General features: G+C 54.5%; 20 protein-coding genes. 15 read left to right on the forward strand and 5 right to left on the reverse strand.

Annotated elements, in window-relative coordinates; translation table 11 throughout:
- Positions 1–624: a LysE family translocator gene (locus A6R74_RS05375; protein ID WP_205634143.1), complete on the forward strand. Its 624-nt coding sequence runs from the start codon at positions 1–3 to the stop codon at positions 622–624.
- 9 nt (positions 625–633) lie between these two features.
- On the opposite strand, the gene A6R74_RS05380 is transcribed toward A6R74_RS05375, so the two are convergent.
- From A6R74_RS05380 to A6R74_RS05390, 3 genes are read right to left on the reverse strand one after another with little or no spacing between them, the layout of a single operon-like run.
- On the reverse strand, positions 634–2,031 hold the full coding sequence (locus tag A6R74_RS05380) for a bifunctional DedA family/phosphatase PAP2 family protein (RefSeq protein ID WP_064233424.1): 1,398 nt from the start codon (positions 2,029–2,031) through the stop codon (positions 634–636).
- A gap of 44 nt (positions 2,032–2,075) precedes the next feature.
- Positions 2,076–3,008: a diguanylate cyclase domain-containing protein gene (locus tag A6R74_RS05385; RefSeq protein ID WP_064233425.1), complete on the reverse strand. Its 933-nt coding sequence runs from the start codon at positions 3,006–3,008 to the stop codon at positions 2,076–2,078.
- Positions 3,005–3,859, reverse strand: a complete 855-nt coding sequence (locus tag A6R74_RS05390) for a hypothetical protein (RefSeq protein ID WP_064233426.1) — start codon at positions 3,857–3,859, stop codon at positions 3,005–3,007. The genes A6R74_RS05385 and A6R74_RS05390 overlap by 4 nt, the downstream gene beginning before the upstream one ends.
- Before the next feature lie 199 nt (positions 3,860–4,058).
- Between A6R74_RS05390 and A6R74_RS05395 the strand changes: the two genes are divergently transcribed.
- The 11 genes from A6R74_RS05395 (at position 4,059) to lipB (ending at position 14,881) form a co-directional block, all read left to right on the forward strand.
- The gene (locus A6R74_RS05395; RefSeq protein WP_064233427.1) at positions 4,059–5,366 is read left to right on the forward strand and encodes a glutamate-5-semialdehyde dehydrogenase; all 1,308 of its coding nucleotides are present in this window, start codon (positions 4,059–4,061) and stop codon (positions 5,364–5,366) included.
- A 120-nt stretch (positions 5,367–5,486) separates the two neighbouring features.
- Positions 5,487–6,146, forward strand: coding sequence for a nicotinate-nucleotide adenylyltransferase (gene nadD, locus A6R74_RS05400; RefSeq protein WP_064233428.1), 660 nt, complete (start codon positions 5,487–5,489; stop codon positions 6,144–6,146).
- 78 nt (positions 6,147–6,224) lie between these two features.
- Positions 6,225–6,611 (forward strand): ribosome silencing factor, encoded by a 387-nt coding sequence (gene rsfS, locus A6R74_RS05405; RefSeq protein ID WP_064233429.1) that lies wholly within the window; start codon positions 6,225–6,227, stop codon positions 6,609–6,611.
- Complete coding sequence (gene rlmH, locus A6R74_RS05410) at positions 6,608–7,075, forward strand: 23S rRNA (pseudouridine(1915)-N(3))-methyltransferase RlmH (protein ID WP_064233430.1); 468 nt, start codon at positions 6,608–6,610, stop codon at positions 7,073–7,075. Before rsfS ends, rlmH begins: the two co-directional genes overlap by 4 nt.
- 88 nt (positions 7,076–7,163) lie before the next feature.
- A complete protein-coding gene (gene mrdA, locus A6R74_RS05415; protein WP_064233431.1) occupies positions 7,164–9,071 on the forward strand; it encodes a penicillin-binding protein 2 in 1,908 nt (635 codons plus the stop codon).
- Positions 9,072–9,074: 3 nt separating this feature from the next.
- Positions 9,075–10,235 (forward strand): rod shape-determining protein RodA, encoded by a 1,161-nt coding sequence (gene rodA / locus A6R74_RS05420; protein WP_064233432.1) that lies wholly within the window; start codon positions 9,075–9,077, stop codon positions 10,233–10,235.
- Positions 10,236–10,425: 190 nt separating this feature from the next.
- Entirely contained in the window at positions 10,426–11,499 is a 1,074-nt protein-coding gene (mltB, locus tag A6R74_RS05425) for a lytic murein transglycosylase B (RefSeq protein ID WP_064233433.1), read from the forward strand.
- Positions 11,496–12,503 (forward strand): septal ring lytic transglycosylase RlpA family protein, encoded by a 1,008-nt coding sequence (locus A6R74_RS05430; protein ID WP_064233434.1) that lies wholly within the window; start codon positions 11,496–11,498, stop codon positions 12,501–12,503. The genes mltB and A6R74_RS05430 overlap by 4 nt, the downstream gene beginning before the upstream one ends.
- A 109-nt stretch (positions 12,504–12,612) precedes the next feature.
- On the forward strand, positions 12,613–13,827 hold the full coding sequence (locus A6R74_RS05435) for a D-alanyl-D-alanine carboxypeptidase family protein (protein WP_064233435.1): 1,215 nt from the start codon (positions 12,613–12,615) through the stop codon (positions 13,825–13,827).
- 77 nt (positions 13,828–13,904) lie between these two features.
- A complete protein-coding gene (locus A6R74_RS05440) occupies positions 13,905–14,216 on the forward strand; it encodes an HP0495 family protein (protein ID WP_064233436.1) in 312 nt (103 codons plus the stop codon).
- A gap of 2 nt (positions 14,217–14,218) precedes the next feature.
- Positions 14,219–14,881: a lipoyl(octanoyl) transferase LipB gene (gene lipB / locus A6R74_RS05445; protein ID WP_373557062.1), complete on the forward strand. Its 663-nt coding sequence runs from the start codon at positions 14,219–14,221 to the stop codon at positions 14,879–14,881.
- Between the two features lie 89 nt (positions 14,882–14,970).
- On the opposite strand, the gene lipA is transcribed toward lipB, so the two are convergent.
- Both lipA and A6R74_RS05455 read right to left on the reverse strand, forming a co-directional pair.
- Entirely contained in the window at positions 14,971–16,035 is a 1,065-nt protein-coding gene (lipA, locus tag A6R74_RS05450) for a lipoyl synthase (protein WP_064233438.1), read from the reverse strand.
- A gap of 177 nt (positions 16,036–16,212) precedes the next feature.
- Positions 16,213–17,199, reverse strand: coding sequence for a LysR family transcriptional regulator (locus A6R74_RS05455; protein ID WP_064233439.1), 987 nt, complete (start codon positions 17,197–17,199; stop codon positions 16,213–16,215).
- Positions 17,200–17,445: 246 nt separating this feature from the next.
- Between A6R74_RS05455 and A6R74_RS05460 the strand changes: the two genes are divergently transcribed.
- From A6R74_RS05460 to A6R74_RS05470, 3 genes are all read left to right on the forward strand, one after another.
- Positions 17,446–20,223, forward strand: coding sequence for a DUF3141 domain-containing protein (locus A6R74_RS05460; RefSeq protein ID WP_082906605.1), 2,778 nt, complete (start codon positions 17,446–17,448; stop codon positions 20,221–20,223).
- Positions 20,224–20,532: 309 nt separating this feature from the next.
- Complete coding sequence (gene topA, locus A6R74_RS05465) at positions 20,533–23,160, forward strand: type I DNA topoisomerase (RefSeq protein ID WP_064233440.1); 2,628 nt, start codon at positions 20,533–20,535, stop codon at positions 23,158–23,160.
- Complete coding sequence (locus A6R74_RS05470; protein WP_064233441.1) at positions 23,157–23,618, forward strand: DUF6586 family protein; 462 nt, start codon at positions 23,157–23,159, stop codon at positions 23,616–23,618. The genes topA and A6R74_RS05470 overlap by 4 nt, the downstream gene beginning before the upstream one ends.
- The last annotated feature ends 26 nt before the right edge of the window (positions 23,619–23,644 follow it).

The raw sequence follows: 23,644 nt of genomic DNA on the forward strand, positions 1-23,644 counted from the left end.
ATGATGTCTTGGGCCACACTGTCAGTTTTTGTGCCAACGTTTCTGTTCGTCTCGCTGACTCCTGGTATGTGCATGACCCTGGCTATGGTGCTGGGCATGACCCAAGGTGTTAAGCGTACGCTATGGATGATGATGGGTGAGCTGCTGGGCGTAGGCTTAGTGGCTGCCGCCGCAGGCGCGGGTGTGGCGGCGTTAATGCTGCGTCAGCCAGAGCTATTTGTGCTGTTTAAATGGGTGGGCGGCGCTTACCTGGGCTATTTGGGCATTATGATGTGGCGTTCCCGTGGGCGCATGGCGATTCCCAGTGAGCTGGATGCGGGCCCGCCCGCAAGCCCTCTGCAGTTAGCCATGCAAGGGTTTGTTACCGCGGTGGCAAACCCGAAAGGGTGGGCATTTTTTATGGTGCTGCTGCCGCCATTTTTGGATAGCAGCCGCCCGCTGCCAGGCCAGCTGAGTCTGCTGATCGCGGTCATTTTGACCATTGAGTTTGCCAGCATGCTGGTCTATGCCACTGGCGGCAAAACGTTGCGCAATGTGCTGGGTAAGAGTGGCAATGTGCGGTTACTTAACCGCATCGCCGGAACGCTGATGATTGGCGTTGGTTTATGGCTGGCGCTCGGTTAGGAGGGGCTTTTAAACTGGCGGTAAGAGGCCCACGCGTGCGCTAATCAGTACCAGCGAAGCGGCGCTGAGCAGACGCCACGGGCAAGGGCGCATGGAAGGGCGGGGCTGCTGCTGCCAGTGCAGCAGTGTGAGCGCGCAGACGACCAGGCCCAGTAGCGCACCGCCTACCAAGTCACTGAACCAGTGCACACCCACGACCAGCCTTGATAGCGCCATGGGCAGCGCCAGGGTTAGTGCAATCCAGTAAACCCAAAAACGTTTTTGGCGGGGCATCTCGGCAGCAACGAAGGCTGCGGTAAGGCCAAATAGCACCACCGCGGTTGAAGTATGGGCACTGGGGTAGGAAAACGACCCGATCAGGTAGTCCGGTGTCTCCGGGCGAGCGCGCCCAAACAGCGCCTTACCGATAATGTTCAGCAGGGCAACGCCAGTAAAGGCGCTACACCAGTGCAGCAATGCCGCCCATCGCTTACTCACCAGCAACCACATCGCCCAGGGGAGTATTAAGGCGATAATGCCCAGGGTGTCACCGATGCGCGCAAAAATATTCCCCGCTAGATAAGTAACATCACTTTGCAGCTGGGCGAACAATTGCTGAATAAGCAGATCCATTTCCAGCGGACCATGGTGGGTAATGACCAGCAGTGTCCAACCCGACAGGCTGCCTAGCGCGATTACCAGCAGCAATAGTGAGGCTAATGGAACGTCACCGGTTTGGCTCATAGCGAGCCAAGGTCTGCGTAGCAGTGGCACACGGCGAATGCTTCCGGCAATCGCCCGGTAAAGTCGGCCATGCCGTGTCGCCTGGTGTCGACCCCAGGAAAAAATTATCGCGAGCACAACAATGATCGCAGCAAGGATAAGTAAAGCCGCCTCTAGGCCTGGCGGAAGATTTAAGTGGTGCTGCCAGGTACGCCCCAACAAATAGCCGGGTAGTACATAGGCAGGTGCCCACAGCGCTGCAGAGGTTAGATTGGCCCAAACAAACGTCCGTGGTGGCATCCGCATCATGCCTGCTACCAGCGGAATAATTGGCCGCACAGGGCCGACAAATCGGCCGATAAAAACCGACCATATGCCATAACGCTCAAAGAACCGCGCCCCTCGACCTAGCCATTCCGGATGCTGTGACAGTGGCCACCTCTTTGTGACCTGTTCTCGATGCTTGAAGCCTAACGAAAAACTAATCCCATCGCCTAAAACAGCGCCTATTAAGGCAGCGCCGATTAACCACGCTAAGCCGATATCCTGATGCCCCGCCAGGGATGCAGCGGTAGTGATTAACACCACTCCTGGTACCAGTAACCCCACTAGGGCAAGGGATTCTACTAATGAAATCACCAACACCAAAAAGATAATAAGCGGCGGTGATGGTGTTAATGAGTGGAGCATATCTGCTAGTGGCACTGAGTACTCCGGCGGCAAGTAATAGAAAGTGATAAAAGTGAGCCCTAGACGTTGGCAAGCGCCATGCCGCGAGCGCCAAGGCGCTTTAGATACTGCTCAAAATGTTCCGTACGGCTGGGTAAGCAGGCTGCAATGCGAGCTTCTAGCTGGCCAGTCTCTACCAATACACGCTGTGAGAGTGCTCGTTGCAAGCGTTCGCGTACCAGTAGAGCACCGCTTTCACTGGTGTCCGGTAGCACTAGCCAGAAAGTGGCACTGTCCGCGCGCCCAAGTACGTCATGGTCGCGACAGCGGCTATTCACTTCACTGCATAGCGCCCCCAGCAGAGCTGATTGTGCGCGATGACCAAACTGCTCTTCTGCCATATCCAGCTGCGGCAAATAAAGTACCAGTACTGCGAGTTGCTGGTTGAGCATGGCCGCCCGTTGGAACTCGCTGTGTAAGCGCTCTTTTAGCGTGTCAATGTGGTAGGCATTGCAGTCGCTGTCGTTGGGATCCGTAGCACGCAGGAGAGCACGGCGTCGCGCGTGTTCCCAGCGGGGGAGTGCGAGTAGCAGCGTCAAGGCAGCATAGCCAACAATAATGGCCGGTGGCGCAGACGCGACCGAGGGGAGCAGCCACCACAATGGCCCAAAGGCGATATTGATCAGTAACGCCGCCCAAAGCGGTAGTAGTAAAAAAGCGGCGGTAATCGGCAGGCCTAGCCAAATAGGCGATACTTGAGGCTGATAGTAGAAAGCGCCTAGCACTACCGAATAAGTAGCGCAAAGTAAAATAATACGCGGTAGATAGCTTTTCACCCCTTGCCCAATATGCATTAACAGGGCAGATATAAGCAGCAGGGTCATAAAAGTGGGGATCAGCAGGTCGCGGTAATCTCCCATGGCATACAGCCATAGCGCGTAGCCTGCCATCAGCGGGATGCTGGTGGTATAGGCGAGCGTCATCAACCGCTTGGGAATGTGGTGCACAGTCATATTGGCTCCTGCACCCGCTCGGTCGGCAGTTTGCTGATCTCACCCACCGAAAGCGTTGCCGGCTCAATATCAATTAGCTCAAGATGTTCGCTAGTGATATTGTCGGGTAAATCGGCGAGTAGCAGGCTGCGCCGTCGCAAGGCTTCTTTGGGGGAGCGGGCGAGAATTAACGTCACCAGTGTTGTGCTGCTTAAACGGTAAACGTTTTCAAAATCATAGGTTAGCTCGCACAGTTTTTGAGCCGTTGGCCACAGTTGATGGCGTTTTACATGCAAAATAAATAGCTCTGCATGAACACCTTCGCGCTCACAGCGCGTTTGTTCCCGGCTTATATCGCGCAGCAGTTGCTCACCGGCCCATAGGTTAAGGCCTGGGATTAACCGAAGGCGTTGACGAATGGAGCCATTCATATCGATAAGCTGCTGTGCTCTGGATAAGGCAAGCAGGCCAAGTACCAGCAGAGCGCAAATCAGCAGAATAAATGTCGGCCCATTCAGCAGAGGCGCTACCATGACAGAACTAATCAGCCCAGCACTGAGATTGAAAGCAGCTACCCAGTTTTTTTGTGGCAGCATCAGCATCGCGGCCCACGCCCAGATTAAAATGCCGTGCCGCTCTGGGGCAGCGGCTATTAAACTTAGTAGCAGTGCGCCAGGCACCATTTGCCACGGCAATCCTCGTGAATGACGGTGACTAAAATCAAGCATTAACGCGGTGATAAATAACCAGCCGACTGATAGCCACAGCACTAGGGCCGCAGCGGGGGGGGTGGCAGGTGTCCAGAATGCCAAGGCTACGGCAGCGGCTAAAAGATTGGCACGTAGCAGGCGGATTTTGTACTTGCTTTGCATGGTGACTTACTATTTGTCCTGAATAACCAGATGCATCTCATCAAGTAGGGTAATTGTAGAATAATTAATCTACACGACCCACATTAGTGCCTTAAGCCTCCTGAGTATAACGGCGAAATGGCGTAACATAAGCAAAACGTTTAAATCGGCGGCACTCGGTTAATTAAAAACTTAAACACTCTTACTGCACGGAGACACTATGAGCGCTTCAACACCGTTCCAAGATGAGGCCTATCAGCACTTATCTGACGGGAATGTGCCCGCCTATATGCGTGCCTTGGGTCAAGCGGCGCGGCGTGCAGCTAGCGAACTGCGGCGGGCGGATACAGGTTTGAAAAACCGTGCCTTGATGGCGATGGCCCACCGCTTGGCCGAAGCACGTGGCCAAATATTGGCTGCCAACGCTGAAGACTTGCAGCGTGGCCGCCAGAACGGTTTGGAGAGTGCTCTGCTAGACCGTTTAGCCCTAAATGATGCGCGAATTGACGCCATGATTGAAGGGCTGCAGCAGGTTGCGGGCTTGCCCGACCCGGTGGGCGAAATTGGCGATATGCGCTATCGGCCTAGTGGCATCCAAGTGGGCAAAATGCGTGTACCACTGGGTGTTATCGGGATTATTTACGAGTCGCGCCCGAATGTGACCTTGGAAGCAGCAAGCCTGTGTTTGAAATCAGGCAACGCCTGTATCTTGCGCGGCGGATCGGAAGCTAGCCAGTCAAATGCCGCCATTAGCGCCTGTATCCAAGCCGGGTTAGCCGATGTGGGGCTGCCCGCCGGTAGCGTGCAGGTCGTCGCCACCACTGATCGCGCAGCGGTGGGGGAAATGATCAGCATGCCTGAATATGTCGATGTGATTATTCCGCGCGGTGGCAAGTCGCTGATTGAGCGTATTAGCCGTGATGCCCGCGTACCGGTTATCAAACATCTCGACGGCGTTTGTCATGTGTACATCGATACTACCGCCGATCCCGCCAAAGCGTTAGCCATCGCCGTTAATGCGAAAACTCATCGCTACGGCACCTGCAATACCATGGAAACGCTGCTAGTTGATGCCCCGATTGCCGACCTGCTGCTACCGGAATTGGCCCGCGCCTATGCGGAGCATGACGTCGAACTGCGTGGTTGCCAGCGCACACAGGCTCTGTTGCCCCAGGCCGCAGCCGCTGAAGAGTCGGATTGGTATGCCGAGTATTTGGCCCCGGTGCTGGCCATAAAAGTGGTCGATGGTATCGACGAGGCGATTGCTCATATTGAGCAGTACGGCTCTCACCACACTGATGCGATTGTCACCCAGGATTATTCACTCGCCCGGCGTTTTATGGCGGAAGTGGATTCCAGCTCGGTGATTGTTAACGCCTCGACTCGCTTTGCCGATGGTTTTGAGTACGGGCTGGGCGCCGAGATTGGCATTTCTACCGACAAGCTTCACGCCCGAGGGCCTGTGGGGTTAGAGGGCCTAACCACGCAGAAATACGTGGTATTCGGTGACGGCCAGGTGCGTGAGTAGTGAGTTACTGTGGACAAGGGGGTGCTGTAAACAGGGTGTTTGTATGAATAGTACTGGTATGGATGGTACTGGTATGAATAGTACTGGTATGAATGGTATCGGCAGGAATAGGGAGCTGGCATGAGTCAAACGGAGCTACGCATCGGCATGTTGGGCGGCACCTTTGACCCTATTCATTTAGGCCATTTGCGCAGCGCGGTAGAACTGCATGAGGCGCTGTCGCTTGATCGACTACACATGATACCCGCTCAGCAGCCGCCGTTACGCGGGCGGCCCCAGGTTTCTGCTCAGCAGCGTTTGGCACTTTTGGCCGCGGGCATAGCTGACACCCCCGGACTAGTCGCCGATGACCGCGAGCTGCGGCGTGAAGGGCCCTCTTATAGTGCAGATACGCTGGCTGAGCTGCGCGCCGAGGTTGGCAACCAGGCGCGTTTGGCCATGGTTATTGGCTTTGATGCCTTCTTACGACTCACCCAGTGGTACCAGCCAGAGCGCTTGTTCGAGCTTGCTCATTTAGTGGTGATTGCTAGGCCGGGCTATAGTGACCCGCTACCAGCATCGTTAATGGAACTGGTAGAGCATCGCAGAGTCGATAGCGTAGAGACATTGATGCAGCGGCCCTTTGGTGGCTACCTGCCGCTGGAATTGCCGTCGCTAATGGCGATCTCAGCGACCTATATTCGTGAGTGTTTAGAAGCGGGGAAAAGCGTGCGCTATTTGCTGCCAGACGCCGTTGAACAGGCCATTGAACAGGGCGGTCTTTATCGCCAACGCGAATAGCGCTGGCAGTCATCAAAGAAGCCGTTACAATGGCCGGCTTTATTGATCGATTAACCAATAAGGTTATCTTTAGGAGTCATGCACATCGATACATTGAAAAATCTAGCGGTTGACGCGCTAGAAGAACTGAAAGCACGTGACATTACGCAGTTAAATGTTGCCAAATTAACCGAGGTTACCGACCTCATGCTGATTGCCAGCGGCACTTCAACACGCCATGTGGCGGCGCTGGCACAAAACGTAGTGGAAAAAGCCAAGGCCGCAGGGCTAGGGCCGCTGGGCGTTGAAGGTGGCGATAACGCCGATTGGGTACTGGTTGACCTTGGCGATGTTGTTGTCCACGTAATGATGCCTGAGGCACGTGCCCTCTATGACTTAGAGCGCCTGTGGGCCGACCTGCCGAGCGATTCGGGTGCCATTGGTGAGTCCCTTGAGCGCTTTCAAGAGCGAGCCAGCATGTCATGAGGATCCGGCTGTTAGCGGTGGGAAGCAAAATGCCTGGATGGGTAGAAGAGGGCGTTGACACTTACCGCAAGCGGCTCCCGAGAGATTTTAGTCTCGAAATAGAAGAAATTGCCCTCGGTCAGCGTGGCAAAAACGCAGATATCGCGAAAGCGCGTGCTCAAGAGGCGCAGCGTATTCGCGATAAGCTACGTGGCGACGAATACGTGGTAGCCCTGGAAGTCAAAGGTAAGCCTTGGACCACTGAACAGCTGGCGCAAGAAGCTGACGCTTGGCGCATGGCTGGGCGTGATATTGTCTTGCTTGTGGGTGGGCCGGATGGTCTTGAGCCCTCGCTATCGGCGATGGCTGATAAAAGGTGGTCGATCTCTCCGTTGACGCTGCCTCATCCGCTGGTGCGGATTATGCTGGCCGAACAGCTCTATCGCGCCTGGACATTACTGATAGGTCACCCTTATCACCGCTAACGGCTGACAGAAATGGTGAGCGATCACTGTTATAGCCTGCTGTGCCCTTTGTTTGAATTGATTGTTTGATTTGAGAGTCATCGTTGCCATGCTCAAGCGCCCCAACACGCTAAAAAACTCCGAGCAAGAACTGCGTATTTTTCGTGTTAGAGCGCTTCTCGCGGTGTTAGTGGTGCTAACGCTTGCAGGCTTACTATCGGGGCGCTTAGTTTATTTACAGATCGTTCAGCACGATATGTACAGCACACGCTCCGAAAATAACCGAGTGCGTGTCGAGCCACTGCCACCTAACCGCGGCTTGATCTACGACCGTAATGGCGTCTTGCTGGCTGAAAACCGTCCTACCTACAACCTCACACTGGTTCGCGAGCGTGTCGATAACCTTGACGAAACGCTGGCGCTGTTGGTTGATCTGCTTGAATTGCCTGACGAAGAAATTGAGGCGTTCAATGTGCGTTCGCGCCAACGCCAGCGCCCCTTCCAGCCCGCGCTACTTACCAGTGACCTAAGCGAAGAGCAAATTGCCCGTTTGGCGGTTAACCGACACCGCTTGCCTGGTGTTGAGATAGAGGCTCAGCCGCTGCGTTATTATCCCGATGCTGAAATCATGGCGCATGCCTTGGGCTATGTTGGTCGTATTAACGCTGAAGAGATGGAAACGCTGGATGCGGGTCGCTACGCGGGCACCCACTTTATCGGCAAAACCGGTATTGAGCGTTTTTACGAAGAGGAACTGCACGGTCAGGCAGGCTTGCGCAAAGTAGAAACGAACGCCCGAGGACGGGTACTGCGAGAACTTGGCCGGACTGACCCCGTGCCTGGGGCGAATCTGACGTTAACGTTAGACAAGTCCATGCAGATGCTGGCCTATGAGCTGCTGGATGGCCGGCGCGGCTCTATCGTGGCTATCGTGCCAGCTACAGGCGAGATCCTGGCTATGGTATCGACTCCTGGGTTTGACAGTAACCAGTTTGTCACTGGGATTGACGTTGCTTCTTACCGTGGGCTGCAGGAAGACCTTGACCTACCGCTGTTTAATCGCGCTATTCGTGGCCACTATCCGCCAGGCTCTACGATCAAACCGTTTCTAGCCCTGGCGGGGTTGGTGGAAGGGGTGATCACCCCGGATAGCACCATTAATGACCCCGGTTACTACCAATTACCTAACGATTCCCGTCGCTACCGCAACTGGCTGCGTTGGGGGCATGGCCGTGTCGATATGGAACGCTCCATTGCCGTCTCCAATAACACCTATTACTACACCTTGGCACATGACCTGGGCATCGATAATTTGCATGAGCAAATGAGTAATTTTGGCTTTGGCCAGCGCGTAGCCCATGACGTACAAGGCGAAAGCACCGCATTGATGCCCTCGCGGGACTGGAAGCGTGGCCGCTTTAATCAGCCCTGGTACCCCGGTGAAACCCTTTCGGTGGGGATTGGGCAAGGCTATTGGCAAGTGACGCCTCTTCAGCTTGCTAGTGCCACGGCAACGTTGGCCAATCGCGGTCACTGGGTGAAACCGAGGCTGGCTCGTCAGATTGGCGACACCCCCGTTCCTCGTGATCTGCCAGATACCCTGGATGATATTCAGCTAGCCAATGATAGCTGGTGGGATAGGGTATTCAGTGGGATGGAAAAAGTGATGAGTGGCCGTGAGGGTACTGCTCGCAGAACCGGTGTCGGGCTTGAATACCGTATGGGCGGTAAATCAGGCACGGCACAGGTATTTTCGTTAGGTCAGGATCAGCGCTACAACGCTGACGAGCTAGCAGAGCGTTTACGTGACCACGCCCTGTTTATGGCCTTTGCGCCGTTGGATGATCCTCAGATTGCCGTCTCCGTCATTGTCGAGAATGCTGGCGGCGGTAGTACCCATGCGGCCCACTTGGCGCGCGCTATGACGGATGCATGGTTGCTCAAAGATGATGCCCCCGGCGTTGAGGAAGTGCGTGAAGTGCTAGAGGAAGATAATGCCAATGTGGAGGGTAACTAAGCCATGCCTTGGCATTACTTAGCCCGTTCGATGCGTGGCCATCCTGTGCGTCCACCCGAAAGTGGTATCGCCCGGCGCAAAAGTATATGGGAACGAATTCATCTTGATCCTTGGCTGCTAGGCTTGCTGTTAGTGTTAATGGGGAGCGGTCTAATTGTTCTTTATAGCGCTTCCGGTCAATCCCTTGATGCGGTTATCGGCCAGGGCATGCGCTTTTGTATCGCATTGGTGGGGATGGTGATTATTGCCCAATTTTCACCGTCCACCTTTCTACGCTGGGCACCGCTGGCCTACGGCGTTGGTGTTGCCATGCTGGTTGCCGTTGATGTGGTGGGCGATGTGGGCATGGGTGCCAAGCGCTGGCTAGAGATACCGGGGGTAATACGTTTTCAACCATCAGAAATGATGAAGTTGGCGGCTCCGTTAATGGTAGCGGCCTATCTTAATCGCTGCGAACTACCACCCCGCCTGCGCGATATTGTCGTCTGCGGAGTCATTATTGGCGTCCCTGTGGTGCTAACCGCGATTCAGCCTGATTTAGGTACCTCTCTGTTGGTATCCAGTGCGGCTCTAATTGTAGTGCTGCTGGCGGGCTTGTCGTGGCGTTTGATCGGATTTATAGCTGTGCTAGGGGCAGCCGCTGTGCCACTGCTCTGGATGAATATGCATAACTACCAGCGCCAGCGGGTATTGACGTTTCTAAACCCTGAAAGCGATCCACTGGGTGCTGGCTGGAACATTATCCAGTCGACCACGGCTATTGGCAGTGGCGGGCTATGGGGGAAAGGTTGGCTGCAGGGAACCCAGTCTCAGCTAGAGTTTTTGCCTGAGCGGCACACCGATTTCATTATTGCCGTTTTAGGCGAGGAGTTTGGTTTGGTCGGTATGCTGGTGTTGTTGTTCCTGTATCTATTGATTGTGAGTCGTGGCTTGTGGATGGCAAGTTCAGCGCAGGATACCTTTGGCCGCTTGGTGGCAGGTAGCATCATTTTAACGTTTTTCATCTACGTGTTTGTCAATATGGGCATGGTGAGCGGCATTTTACCCGTGGTAGGTGTGCCGCTGCCGTTGGTTAGTTATGGTGGCACCTCAAGCGTGACCTTGTTGGCGGGTTTCGGTATTCTCATGTCGATACATGCTCATCGACGGCTGCTGTCGCGTTAGTCGGGCTTTCGCGTTAGCCGGGCTGTCTAGTTCAGACGGCGATGTTGCTCGATAGCTAGGTTGTTCAATAACTGGGTTGTTCAATAACTAGGTTGTTAAATGACAGGGTTGCTCATTAATTTTGTTGCTCGGCAATAGAAAGCTCAGGCATGGATGGTTCTGGAATGAATAGCTCAAGAGTGGAGAGCCAATGAACAAGGTTCAAGGGAAGACGAGCAGCTATGTGTTGGCCGCGCTAATGTGCTGGGCAACGCCCGCGGCGTTTGCTGATCAACCTTCACAGGGATCTCAATTCGCTGTTCCCCAGCACTTCGCACCCCAGCAGAATGCTGACAGCCAAGTGTTGATGGAAGAACTGATCGAACAAGGATTGCCGCAGGCGTGGCTGGAAAAGGCGCTGTCTCAGGCAAACTACACCCAGAGCGTGTTAGACGCGATGGAAGGGGCCGCAGAACGCCGCCTAAAGTGGCATGAGTATCGCGCTATTTTTCTGACTCAGCAGCGCATTGAAGAGGGCGCAGAATTTATTGACGCGCATGCTGATGCCCTTGCGCGTGCTGAAAGTAGCTACGGTGTACCCGCTGAGGTTATTGCCGCCATTATTGGCGTTGAAACCTACTATGGTCGGCATAAAGGCCAGCACCGCGTGCTGGATTCGCTTGCCACGCTGGCGTTTCACCACCCGACAAGGGGGGCTTTTTTTCGCGGTGAGCTAGCGGCCTTTTTAAGGATCGCCTACGAGCAGGAGGTTGATCCTACCGGGCTACGCGGCTCCTATGCGGGTGCAATGGGCTATCCTCAGTTTATTCCCACCAGTTATCAAGCCTATGCCGTGGATTTTGATGACGACGGGCGGCGTGATCTTTGGGAAAATCCGGTCGATGCAATTGGCAGCGTCGCCAATTACTTTGCGGAACATAACTGGCAGCCGGGAGCCGATATTGTTCATCAGGCCAGCGGGCCAGAGGTACTGCCCGTAGAGTTACTGCAGGAACTCTCGTTTAATCAAACGTCGCCTCCCACGGTGAGTATTGCTCAGTTGGCCTCACATGGGTTTGAGCCCAGCGAGCCACTCGATGATAATTTGTTGGTTGTGCCTTTGGCGCTTGAGTTTGCCGATGGGACAACCCGCTACCGGTTTGGCGAGTATAATTTTTATGTGATTACCCGCTACAACCATAGTCATCTCTATGCCATGGCCGTAGCTGAGTTGGCGGAAGCGATTGCTGAACGGCACGATAAGCTACACGAGGATGGGGCATGAAAAGCAAACTGACGATGACCCAGCGTGCGGGCGGCATGATTGCCTTGCTGGCGTTGGTCAGCGGCTGTGCCAGCAATGGCACTCAGCGGATAGACGCGCCGCCGGAACCCGGCAAACAAACGACGGCTCCGGCCTCAACGGCGGCCAGCACTAGCGGAGGCCGCTATGCAATGAGTGGTGATGCCTACCCGCTTGAGCCGCCGGATGTTACCAAGGTGCCTGATGCAGAGCCGCGTGTTGAGCAACCTTCTCGTGCGGGCAACCGTCCTAGCTATGACGTTTGGGGCAAAACCTACCACGTGCTGCCTGATGCAACGGGCTACGAGAAGCGAGGCACGGCATCCTGGTATGGCGAAAAATTTCATGGCTATGCAACCTCAAACGGTGAAATCTACGACATGTATAAAATGTCGGCGGCGCACCGTTCTTTACCTCTGCCCACCTTTGCGCGGGTGACTAGCCTGGATAACGGCCGATCGGTAATCGTCCGTGTGAATGACCGCGGTCCCTTCCACAGTGACCGGGAGATTGACCTTTCCTACGCGGCGGCTGCACGCCTGGGCTTTCTCGACAATGGTACCGGGGCCGTTAAAGTTGAAGCGATCAATCCGGTACAGTGGTTAGCCGAACGTGGTAGGGGCGGCAGCGCCCCTGCTCAGGCAAGGGAGGCGCCGCGCGTCGCTTCAAACGCTTCACCTGCGGCAGCTTCGCAAGTACCGCCGGCAGCATCCGCGCCTGCTTCCTCGTCACAAGTGCCTCAGTCGCCGCAGAATCAGGGCGGAACAAGTGATGCGGTGTATCTACAGATCGCGGCATTAGGTAATCCTGAAGGCGCTCAGCAGTTACAGCAGCGTTTACAAGGTGAGCAGCCCCATGCGGTGCGTATTATGAACGATGCTGACGTTTATCGTGTTCAAGTAGGGCCCATTGCGCCAAGCCAAGAACCTCAGGCGCGAGAAACACTGCGCCAAGCGGGGTTCCCCCAAGTCTTTGTTGTGCGATAATTCACCCCCTATTTATTCCTTGTGGCGCGTCTGAAGCGCCTCTGTATTTTACAAATAAGCTTTGCAGGTAGCTTTGCAAGCAAGCTTTCAAGTTAAGTGAGACAATCGTATGAACGTGTTTACATCCATTGGTCGCTCTGCACGCCTGTGCCTTTTTGCTGCCATGGCAACAGTTGCTGTGCCTGTCAGTGCCCAGTCAGTTCCTCAACCCGTTATTCCGCAGCCGCAAACCATTATCCCTGCAGCCCCTCAGTTAGCGGCAAGTTCGTGGATACTCATGGATGCTAACAGTGGCCGTATACTGGCGGAACATAACTCCGATGAGCGTCTGCCGCCGGCGAGTCTGACCAAGCTGATGACCGCCTATTTGGTGGAGCGTGAGCTGGATCGCGGCACTATCAAGCTGACCGATATGATCAACATCAGTGAGAATGCTTGGCGTACCGGCGGTTCGAAAATGTTCATCGAGGTGGGTGATCAAGTATCGGTAGATAACCTGCTCCACGGTATTATTATTGTTTCGGGTAACGATGCCAGTGTTGCCATGGCGGAGCATTTAGCCGGTGGTGAAACACCGTTTGCCGACCTGATGAATCAGCATGCTACTCGTTTGGGCATGAATAATACCAACTTCCAGAACGCCACCGGTTTGCCGGGTGATAATCACTACTCAACTGCCCATGACATGGCGCGGTTATCGCAGCACATCATTAACGATTATCCAGATCACTACGCTATCTACTCTCAGCGTACTTTCTCCTACGGTGGTATTGATCAACCCAACCGTAACCGTCTGCTATGGCGTGACCCGTCTGTAGATGGCCTGAAAACGGGCTGGACGACAGAAGCGGGTTTCTGCCTGGTATCATCGGCCAAGCGTGACGATATGCGCTTAATTTCAGTGGTGATGGGTACCAACTCCGATGAGGCGCGCGCCCAAGAAACCCAAAAGTTGCTCAGCTACGGTTTCCGCTTTTTCGAAACTATGAAGCTCTATGAGCGTGGTGCTGTACTGGCAACACCGCGTGTTTGGGGTGGCGATATCAACGAACTACGCGTGGGTGTTGATGAAGAGGTGTTTATGACCCTGCCACGCAACCGCAACGAAGAGCTGCGTGCACGTCTCAACCTCAACCCAGACCTAAAAGCACCGATTGCCATTGGCGACGAGGTTGGTACGCTGGAAGTGCATTTAGGTGACGAAGTGGTCGGTGAGCGCCGCTTAGTAGCGCTGGAAAACATCGAAGAGGGTGGTTTTTTCAAGCGTCTGTTCGATCAAGTGCAGCGCTTCTTCAGTAATTTGATTAGTAGTTTTACCGATTAATCAGCTCAACGAGCTGTACATTGAATGGTTTTATCGTGTATCCGTAATGAACGGTGTCTTTACGAAATAGGCTGGTTATGAAAAAAGATGCTCCCCAGGGGCTGCGTGATTTGCGCCAACCGGCGGCTCAGGAGCCGCCGAAAATCACCTTTCCATGTGATTACTCGTTAAAAGTTGTCGGTGATGCCGCCGAGGATTTTCCTGCCTGTGTGTGCCAGGTAATTGTGCGCCACGACCCCAACTTCGATGCAACAGCGATGCAGGTGGTCGACAGCCGTAATGGCCGTTTTCAATCGGTACGTGTGGTGATTAGAGCGACCGGTGAGCAGCATATTAAAGAGCTGTTTGAGGATCTCAAAGCTACCGGCCGTGTACATATGGTGGTGTGAGCGTGGACAACGCTGTACCGATTGAGTTACATAATTTGGGCCACCAAGCCTATTTGCCGGTTTGGCAGGCGATGCGTACGCTCACTGATACACGGGATGCGCAAACCCTTGATCAGTTTTGGCTGGTTGAGCACGATCCGGTGTTTACCCAGGGACAGGCGGGCAAGCCTGAGCATTTGCTGCTGCCCGGTGATATTCCGGTGGTGCACGTTGATCGCGGAGGGCAAATCACTTACCACGGGCCGGGGCAGGTGGTGCTGTATCCGCTGCTGGATGTGCGGCGGGGTAAAATAGGCGTGCGTGATTTAGTCACTGCATTGGAAAATGCCGTGATTGATGTGTTGAGCCACTATGGAGTAAGCGCTCGGGCTCGGCCCGATGCGCCCGGTGTTTATGTTATGACAGAAGCGGGTGAGGCGAAGATTGCTTCACTTGGCTTACGTATTCGGCGGGGTGCTAGCTTTCACGGCGTGGCGTTAAATGTAGACGGTGACTTGACGCCTTTTTTGCGGATTAACCCCTGCGGTTATGCGGGTATGCCGATGACGAAGTTGGCTGATTTGGTGGCATTGCCAAGCGACCATCGGGTAGGAGAACAACTGGCCGAAGCATTAGCGGTGCGTTTAAAGCGTGGTTTGGTAACAGGTCAGGAATGGCCGTTATAATCAGAAATTAACTCGATTAAGAGGGGGCTACCCTCTTAATCGTGTTTGATAGCTTAATCGTGGTTGATAGCGTCTTAAGCGATTGGGTGTTAACCCACGTTCATTGCCGGAATCAGGTTGGGGTTCGCTTCCTGCTCCTGGCCGGGAATCGCTGCGGGTGAGGCGAGCCCCAGGTTGTTTTTCTCGAACACGCGATCCGCGCGGTAGCTGGAGCGAACCAGCGGACCAGAAGGCACTTCCATAAAGCCTTTTTCCAGGCCAATCTCGCGGTAACGATCAAACTCTTCAGGCGTCACCCAGCGCTCCACCGAAAGGTGGTTTTTGGTCGGGCGAAGGTACTGACCGAGTGTGACGATATCCACGCCGATCTCACGAAGATCATCAAAGGTTTGCAAAATCTCTTCGTCGGTTTCACCCAGGCCCAGCATCAGGCTAGTTTTGGTGATGATATCTGGGCGGTAGCGCTTGGCATGGGCAAGTACATCGAGTGTTTTACGGTAACCTGCCCGCCGGTCACGCACGCGACCTGTTAGCCTTTCGACGGTTTCCACATTCTGGGCAAATACTTGCAGGCCAGAATCGACCACCCGTTCGATAGCAGCAAGTTCACCATCAAAGTCAGGTGTTAAAGCTTCTACTACCACGTCTGGCGTTCGTGCTTTGATCGCGCGAATGCAGTTGGCGTAATGAGTGGCACCGCCGTCGTCGAGATCGTCACGGTCAACTGAGGTGAGGACGATATAGCGCAGCCCCATGAGCTCTACCGACTTGGCAGTGTTCTCAGGCTCTTCGTGGTCTAGCCACCCCTGGGGGTTGCCGGTGTCCACCGCGCAGAATCGACAGGCACGGGTGCATACCGAGCCCATTAGCATAATGGTGGCGGTGCCGTTGCTCCAGCACTCACCCATGTTAGGGCAGTGGGATTCGGCGCATACGGTACTTAGTCGATGGGTGGCGACGTTTTTCTTGACTGCCTCAAAACGCTCGCCCCCTGGGATCTGTGCCCGTAACCACTTGGGTTTGCGTTCAAGCTCAACAGAAGGGGCCTCTGGCTGCGCTTTGCGCTGCTTCATGCCATCCTTGATCACCGACATGCCATGTTCGTTACGGTATTTTTCACCGCTGGACACGCGCTGTGAGGGGTTATTGCTCATAGGGACAGAGCCTCTCTTCTGTGCGGTAGGCCAAAGGCATGAAAGGGCGTTGAACCTCCCAAAACCTGCCAATTGTTACCTAATTAATACGAAGTACGCGCGATATTTAATCGCGCTAGTTACCACTAATGTAACATATCTCGTTGTCTACAAGACACCGTAAACCGTTACTCGCCTTCAGGGAGAAAGTATCGGTAAACAGGCGACACCGTGGCTGGGCAGGGGGCTTGAAGGTGCCTGGAAATGGCGGCGGTAGTCGGGTAAGTGTTCACGAACAAAGCTTAAAAAGAGCTCAGCAACCGGCGTAGGTAAGCGCTCTCGCGTATAGACTGTGCACCACGAGCGGTGGATGGGGAAGTCGGGTAGCCCCAGCTCAAAAAGTAACCCCTGCTCTAGCTCCAGTTGTACCGCCAACCGCGGCAGCACGGCGACACCCAAGTGCGCCATAACACCCCCTTTGATCGCTTCATTGGTACCTAGCTCAATACAGTGGGGAAGGGCGACCTGCTGGTTGGCGGCCATTTGTTCAAAGGCATTGCGCACGCCCGAGCCGGGTTCACGCATCAGCACGTAGTGGCGAGCGAAGTCTGCTAGCGAGGGCTGTGGCGTTGAAAGTAGCGGATGCTCTGGCCAGACGACGGCGATCAGTTCGTTATCTATAATCGGCATGACCACTAAGCGATCATCTTCAGGCACCATCGCCATAATGACGAGATCGTCTTGTTGCTCGGTCAGCCGTTCAAGCGCCTGACGGCGGTTGCAGACCTTTAAGCGCACATGCACCTCGGGGTAGTGAGCACGGAAGCGGGCGAGTAAGTAGGGCACTACATACTGGGCCGAGGAAACCGCGGCGATATTAAGTTCGCCGCTAATTTTGCCGTTAATATCCGATAGGTTCATTTCCAGCCGTGACAGCTGGCCAAAAATTTCTCGCGTCGAGTGGGCGAGGGTATCGGCGGCGGGAAGTGAGTGGAGCGTTTTGCCCGAGTAGTTAAACAGTGTCTGGCCCAGTGTCAGCTCAAGCTGACGTATTTGCGCGCTCACCGCCGGCTGGGTAAGTCCTAGCTGTTCAGCCGCGCGGGAGTATGAGCGCTGCCGATGCACTGCCTGGAAGACCTGTAGCTGACGAAATGTGAGGCGATTGAGCAGGTTAGGGGACGACATAGCAACCTCGTAGTGAGCACCCTTTAATAACGGAAAAATTAATATCAAAATCAGACTTCATCGCCAGGGCAAAGCATGCTAACACTGAATCTTTGGCACTGCCTAAACAGGGCTTCATTAGTCGTGTAAGGCGTAATTGTCAGGGTTAATGATCGACGTCGCGCACGTAGTGGACTAGACTATATTGCATTGCAGCATTATTGCTTTCGGGTCTGGTGCTTGTGCATCAACCCAACGGGAGACCCTATGAACTTTCTTGCCAATCCTCTGACCACCTCTTTGTTTCCAGCTAGCGCTTTTACAAGCGCGTGGTCGAAACAGCACAATGACGCCACCACGGTGCCCGGTAGCGAGGCGATCTCAGCTTTTTTCGACCCGTTCGGGTTTGGCCGTGCTGCCTTTGGGTACTGGCGCGATAGTATGGAGCGTAGCGTCCTGTATTTGGACGTTATGCGCGAGCGTGGTAATCAGTACCTTGAGCATATGGAGCAAACCAAGCCCAATGTGCTCGGGTTTGATACCGAGGTGCTAATGGATGGTCGGACGCTACCCCGGCCAACCAACTACGAGCTACTGCGTGTACTACCCCACGACGGGACGGAAATTGATCTGCAGAAGCGTCCTTTTGTGGTGGTAGACCCACGTGCGGGGCACGGGCCAGGGATTGGTGGTTTTAAGCCGGACAGCGAGTTGGGCGTGGCGCTCAAAGCGGGGCATCCCTGCTATTTTATTGGCTTTTTGCCGTTTCCAGAGCCGGGCCAAACCGTCGAAGATGTGGTTGAAGCGGAAGTTGCCTTCCTTCGTCATGTGATCGAACTTCATCCCGAAACCACCGAAAAACCGATGGTGGTGGGCAATTGCCAGGCGGGCTGGCAAATCATGATGGCGGCGGCCTTAGAGCCGGACGTTTTTGGACCTATCCTTATCGCTGGTGCTCCGCTTTCCTACTGGGCGGGTGAGCACGGCAAAGCCCCAATGCGCTATACCGGCGGTATGGCGGGGGGGAGCTGGATTACGGCGCTGACGAGTGATATTGGTGACGGCCTGTTTGACGGGGCGTGGTTGGTTCAGAACTTCGAGCGTTTGAATCCGGCTAATACCTACTGGAAGAAGCAGTACCACCTCTACGACAATATCGACACCGAAGCGGGCAGATACCTCGATTTTGAACGCTGGTGGGGCGGTCACGTCGTACTGGGCGGTGAAGAAATTCAATATATTGTCGATAACTTGTTTGTCGGCAATCGACTCTCTACCGCACAGTTGGTGACCCGCGATGGGCGTCGCATCGACCTGCGCAATGTGCGCTCTCCGGTGGTTGTGTTCTGCTCGCGTGGCGACGATATTACCCCGCCGCCCCAAGCCCTGGGCTGGATTCGTGACTTGTATGAAAATGCAGACGACATTATTGCCAACGAGCAAACTATCGTTTATTGCCAGCACGATACCACCGGCCACCTAGGTATTTTCGTTTCGGGCAGTGTGTCGCGCAAAGAGCATACCGAATTCACCGCCAATATGGATTACATCGACGTATTGCCGCCCGGGCTATATGAAACGTCCATATCACCGGCCGAAAAGGGTGAAGACGCCGAGTTATTTGAACGCGACTATCTACTCGAGTTTATGCCGCGGAACTTTGAAGAGTTAGACCGTGCGGTAATGCATAAGCCAGAGGATGATCGTCGCTTTGCCACCGTGGCGCGTATCTCAGAGATTAACTTGGGCTTGTATCGGCTCTTTATGCAGCCCTGGCTAAAAGCCATTATGACGCCGGAAGCTGCCCGCTTTATTCGGCGTATGCACCCAATCCGCTTGGGCTATAAGCTGCTTTCTGATCGAAACCCGCTTTCAGTACCGCTACCGGTAATGGCGGAAGCCGTGCGTAAAAATCGCCATCCGGTATCTCAAGACAATCTGTTTAAAGCGCTTGAAACCATGGGCTCTGACCAACTGGTCGCAAGCCTTAACGCGATGCGCGATCTGCGTGATAGCAGCACCGAAAAAATGTTTATGGACATCTACGGCCAGCCGTTGTTGCAGGCCGCCGTTGGCCTGTATGGCGATGCCCATGTGCATCGCCGTCGTCCAGGGGCTGAGCCTGAGCACCGCCGCTTTATTGAGCAGCGTCAGGAAGAGCTGACTGAGAAAATTGCCAAGGGTAGTGCCCATGAAGCAGTGATGCGCTCGCTTATCTACGTGCTCGGCGGCGCTCCAGCCACGGATGAGCGTAACTTTAAGCGCTTGAGGGCTTCGCGCGCGGAGCTTGAACCAGGTATTGAACTGAGTGAATTCAAACGGTTAGTGCGCGAGCAGTTTTTTATCTTGAAGCTGGATCGCGAACTGGCGTTGAACTCATTGCCTGATTTGCTTGCAGGTAACAGTAATGCCGATATTGATGGCCATATTAGTCATCTTGAGCACGTGTTCGCTGCTAGCGGAGATCTTTCAGAGCATGCCGCAGAGCGCTTTGCTCAGATTAAGGCACTGTTCGATAAGGCAAGGCCCGATAAGTCGGTGTCGAGTAAGCCGGTGTCGAGCAAGGCAGTAGCCAGCAAATCGGCTTCGGCGGTTAAACCCGCTGCTGCGCAGAAGCCAGCGCCAAGCGTTGAAGCGGTACCTGCTCAAGCCAAGGCCTCGGAAAAAGTTAGCTCCGCAAAGCCTGGCCCTGCAAAACCTGGCCCTGCAAAACCAGAGCCCACCGCTAAACCAACCGCCTCCACTAAGGCTACAGCGTCTACTAAGTCCAAGGCCGCCTCGGCGAAACCGCCACAGGCTGACGCTGAAGGCTCTAGTAAAGGTGGGGTGAGTAAACCGAAGGCATCCACAGCTGTCAAAGCAGCGCCTGATGCTACTAAACCGACAGTGTCTGAGACGCAAGCAGTCAAGCCTGCGCCAGTGGCTAAAGGGTCGGTTGTCGAAGATTCGGCGCCAAAATCAGCTGCGGCTAACGAGTCGTCCAGTGAGCCAACGACTAAAGTCGATAGCACTGCTGAGCGTAAAAAGACGCCGACTAAACGCTAAAACAGTGCTTTAGCTCATCGCGCCCCTGCCTATTTGGTGGGGGCGCTTTGTTTGTCTCAATCGCTTTTGGGTTGCTGTAATGCTGGCGGCAGTCTAGTGTCTAGCTACTATTTATCTGAAATATAACCTTGGTTGTCCAAAATCGACTGATTCTTAGGAACTGGTTGCCACTGGCGCTTAGCTAAGGGCTGGGGTAGGGTAGGCGCATTTTTTCATCCGTATCTTTTTAACGGGCGGTTTCATCCCGGTGATACGGCACCGAATTCAGAGCACGCGCTAGACGTCCGTGCATTAGGAAAGTGGAGCACTATGGGCAAGTCACTGGTCATCGTCGAGTCGCCGGCTAAAGCGAAGACGATTAACAAATACCTCGGCAACGATTTCATCGTGAAGTCGAGCGTGGGTCACATTCGTGACCTGCCGACCAGCGGCTCAGGTAAGGCAGCCTCCGACCCCAAGGAGCGCGCGCGCCAGGCCGCAGCGACACGCAAGATGTCGGCGGAAGAGAAAGTAGAGTACAAAAAGCGTAAAAGCCAGGATCAGCTGATTCGACGGATGGGGATTGACCCCAATAACGGTTGGGAAGCCCGCTATGAGGTGCTGCCCGGAAAAGAGAAAGTCGTTGCTGAACTAAAAAAGCTGGCTGAGAAAGCTGACGCTGTCTATCTCGCAACGGATTTGGACCGCGAAGGGGAAGCCATTGCTTGGCACCTGCGCGAGACCATCGGTGGAGATGACAGTCGCTACAAGCGCGTGGTGTTTAACGAAATCACTAAAAATGCTATTCAGGACGCCTTCAAGGCACCCGGGGCGCTCAATATACCGCGGGTAGAAGCGCAGCAAGCAAGGCGCTTTCTGGATCGTGTTGTGGGCTTTATGCTTTCGCCTTTACTGTGGGCGAAAGTGGCACGTGGGCTGTCAGCTGGCCGCGTTCAGTCGGTTGCGGTACGTCTCATTGTCGAGCGCGAGCGTGAAATTCGCGCCTTTATTCCTGAAGAGTTTTGGGATGTGCACGCGGATTTGGCCTCACCCGAAGGTGAGCTGGTGCGTTTTGCCCTGGTTCGTCAGGATGGCAAAGCCTTTAAACCCACCTCTGAAAAAGACACCCTGGCGCGTATTGAGCAGCTTAGAAAAGCCAAGCTAGCGATTACCTCTCGGGAAGATAAGCCGACTAGTTCAAAACCCACGGCGCCCTTTATTACCTCTACGCTGCAGCAAGCGGCGAGCGGTCGGTTAGGCTTTTCCGTCAAGAAAACCATGACCATGGCTCAGCGCCTCTATGAGGCGGGTTACATCACCTATATGCGTACCGACTCAACCAACTTGTCGAAAGATGCGGTTGAAAGTGTGCGCAGTTATATTGGTGAAGAGTTTGGCCAGCGCTACTTGCCAGAAGCGCCTAACCGCTACAGCAGCAAAGAGAGTGCTCAAGAGGCCCACGAGGCGATTCGGCCTTCCAGCGTTGAGCGTAAGGCATCCGACCTTGCTGGTATGGAGCGTGATGCCGAGCGCCTTTACGAGCTGATCTGGCGTCAGTTCGTGGCCTGTCAAATGACCCCTGCCGAGTACCTGTCGAGTACGCTCAGCGTGGAAGTTGATGGCTATGAGCTGCGTGCAAAAGGCCGTGTGCTGAAGTTTGATGGTTATACCCGGGTGATGAAGCCCAGTGGTAAAAACGAAGACCAGAGCCTGCCCGACTTGCCTAAAGGCACGCCCATGGCGCTGGAAGCACTTGACCCCCAGCAGCACTTCACCAAGCCTGCCCCACGCTACACCGAAGCAAGCCTGGTGAAGGAGCTTGAAAAGCAGGGAATTGGTCGACCTTCTACCTATGCCTCGATCATCTCGACGATCCAGGATCGCGGCTATGTGAAGTTGGAAAACCGCCGCTTCTACGCCGAAAAACTGGGCGATATCGTTACCGAGCGTTTAAAAGAGTCTTTCCCAGATTTGATGGACTTTTCGTTTACCGCCCGCATGGAGGATGGCCTGGATGAAGTCGCTGAGGGTGAGCGTAACTGGCAGGCCCTGTTAGATACCTTCTATGGGGAGTTTCGTGAAGAGCTGGCCAAAGCGGAGAGCGAAGATGGCATGCGGCCCAATCAGCCGGTGCCAACGGATATCGACTGCCCAAGTTGTGGCCGTCATATGCAGATTCGTACCGCTTCTACCGGGGTTTTCCTGGGCTGTAGTGGTTACAATCTGCCGCCCAAGGAGCGTTGCAAAACCACCATTGACCTGATTCCAGGTGAAGAGGCGGTAGCCGAAGACGCGGGCGAAGAGGCCGAAACGGATGCGCTGCGTGCCAAGCGTCGTTGCTCCAAGTGTGGCACGGCGATGGACAACTACTTGATCGATGAAACACGTAAGCTGCACATCTGCGGTAATAGCCCCGATTGTGATGGCTACGAGGTGGAAAGCGGCAAATTCAAGATCAAGGGCTACGACGGCCCAATTATCGAATGCGACAAATGTGGCTCTGAAATGCAGTTGAAATCTGGCCGCTTTGGCAAGTATTTTGGCTGCACCAATAGTGAGTGTAAGAACACTCGTAAACTATTGAAGAGTGGTGAAGTGGCGCCGCCGAAAATGGATCCGATTCCCATGCCGGAGCTGGCCTGTCAAAAAGTTGACGACCACTACGTGCTACGTGACGGGGCAAGCGGACTGTTTTTAGCCGCTAGCAAGTTTCCTAAAAATCGTGAAACGCGACCACCGCTGGTGAAAGAGCTTAAAGCGCATGCCGATGAGCTGCCTGAGAAATATCACTTTATTCTCAAAGCGCCCAGCGAAGATCCGGATGGCCGCCCGGCCCAGATCCGCTACTCGCGTAAGAGTAAAGAGCAGTACGTGATGACCGACGAAGAGGGTAAGGCCACTGGTTGGAAGGCCATGTTTGATGCCGGTAAATGGCACGTGGAGGACAAGCGCAAGTGAATGCACGGTCACGAACCAACCAACTGCTCTATCAAGCTGAGCTATTAGCCAGCTTGCCTGCCGGGGATGATGAGCATGCCCCGGCGCGGCAGATGGCGCTGGAGGAGAGTGCGTTGGCGCTGTTTGAACTGGCACTGGAGTCTCTGCTGCGAGAGGTTACTGAACACGCCCGTTTGTCTGACCATCGCTGGTCGATATTGCTAGCCCAAGAAGGCCCTGCTTTAGCCGAGCTACAGCGTCTGCGCGACTTAGCAGGTCAGCCGGAAAGTTGGCTGAATTGGTTGTTAGTGCAGCTTGTGCGCCTGCATAGTGATGACGGAGCTGCACGGCGCACGACTCACAATCCGGCCCTGATTGCAGTGGGTAATCAAGCCGGTTTGTGCCAGCAACTGCTGGATAACCTGCAGGCTGCCAAGCGTGAAATAGGTGCGCTGCGCGAAACCAGTTTGGAGTGGTGAGTGGCGAGGCATTGCTCAAGTAGTCA

This window comes from Halomonas sp. ALS9, from assembly GCF_001651035.1.
Classification (GTDB): Bacteria; Pseudomonadota; Gammaproteobacteria; order Pseudomonadales; family Halomonadaceae; genus Vreelandella.

Excerpts from the sequence above, each read along its gene's own strand:
- lipA (WP_064233438.1), bottom strand. The coding sequence starts at position 16,035 with ATGAGCAATAACCCCTCACAGCGCGTGTCCAGCGGTGAAAAATACCGT.
- A6R74_RS05385 (WP_064233425.1), bottom strand. The coding sequence starts at position 3,008 with ATGACTGTGCACCACATTCCCAAGCGGTTGATGACGCTCGCCTATACC.
- A6R74_RS05455 (WP_064233439.1), bottom strand. The coding sequence starts at position 17,199 with ATGTCGTCCCCTAACCTGCTCAATCGCCTCACATTTCGTCAGCTACAG.
- mrdA (WP_064233431.1), top strand. The coding sequence starts at position 7,164 with ATGCTCAAGCGCCCCAACACGCTAAAAAACTCCGAGCAAGAACTGCGT.
- A6R74_RS05435 (WP_064233435.1), top strand. The coding sequence starts at position 12,613 with ATGAACGTGTTTACATCCATTGGTCGCTCTGCACGCCTGTGCCTTTTT.
- rlmH (WP_064233430.1), top strand. The coding sequence starts at position 6,608 with ATGAGGATCCGGCTGTTAGCGGTGGGAAGCAAAATGCCTGGATGGGTA.
- rodA (WP_064233432.1), top strand. The coding sequence starts at position 9,075 with ATGCCTTGGCATTACTTAGCCCGTTCGATGCGTGGCCATCCTGTGCGT.
- A6R74_RS05390 (WP_064233426.1), bottom strand. The coding sequence starts at position 3,859 with ATGCAAAGCAAGTACAAAATCCGCCTGCTACGTGCCAATCTTTTAGCC.
- rsfS (WP_064233429.1), top strand. The coding sequence starts at position 6,225 with ATGCACATCGATACATTGAAAAATCTAGCGGTTGACGCGCTAGAAGAA.
- mltB (WP_064233433.1), top strand. The coding sequence starts at position 10,426 with ATGAACAAGGTTCAAGGGAAGACGAGCAGCTATGTGTTGGCCGCGCTA.
- A6R74_RS05460 (WP_082906605.1), top strand. The coding sequence starts at position 17,446 with ATGAACTTTCTTGCCAATCCTCTGACCACCTCTTTGTTTCCAGCTAGC.
- A6R74_RS05430 (WP_064233434.1), top strand. The coding sequence starts at position 11,496 with ATGAAAAGCAAACTGACGATGACCCAGCGTGCGGGCGGCATGATTGCC.
- topA (WP_064233440.1), top strand. The coding sequence starts at position 20,533 with ATGGGCAAGTCACTGGTCATCGTCGAGTCGCCGGCTAAAGCGAAGACG.
- A6R74_RS05440 (WP_064233436.1), top strand. The coding sequence starts at position 13,905 with ATGAAAAAAGATGCTCCCCAGGGGCTGCGTGATTTGCGCCAACCGGCG.
- A6R74_RS05395 (WP_064233427.1), top strand. The coding sequence starts at position 4,059 with ATGAGCGCTTCAACACCGTTCCAAGATGAGGCCTATCAGCACTTATCT.
- nadD (WP_064233428.1), top strand. The coding sequence starts at position 5,487 with ATGAGTCAAACGGAGCTACGCATCGGCATGTTGGGCGGCACCTTTGAC.
- A6R74_RS05375 (WP_205634143.1), top strand. The coding sequence starts at position 1 with ATGATGTCTTGGGCCACACTGTCAGTTTTTGTGCCAACGTTTCTGTTC.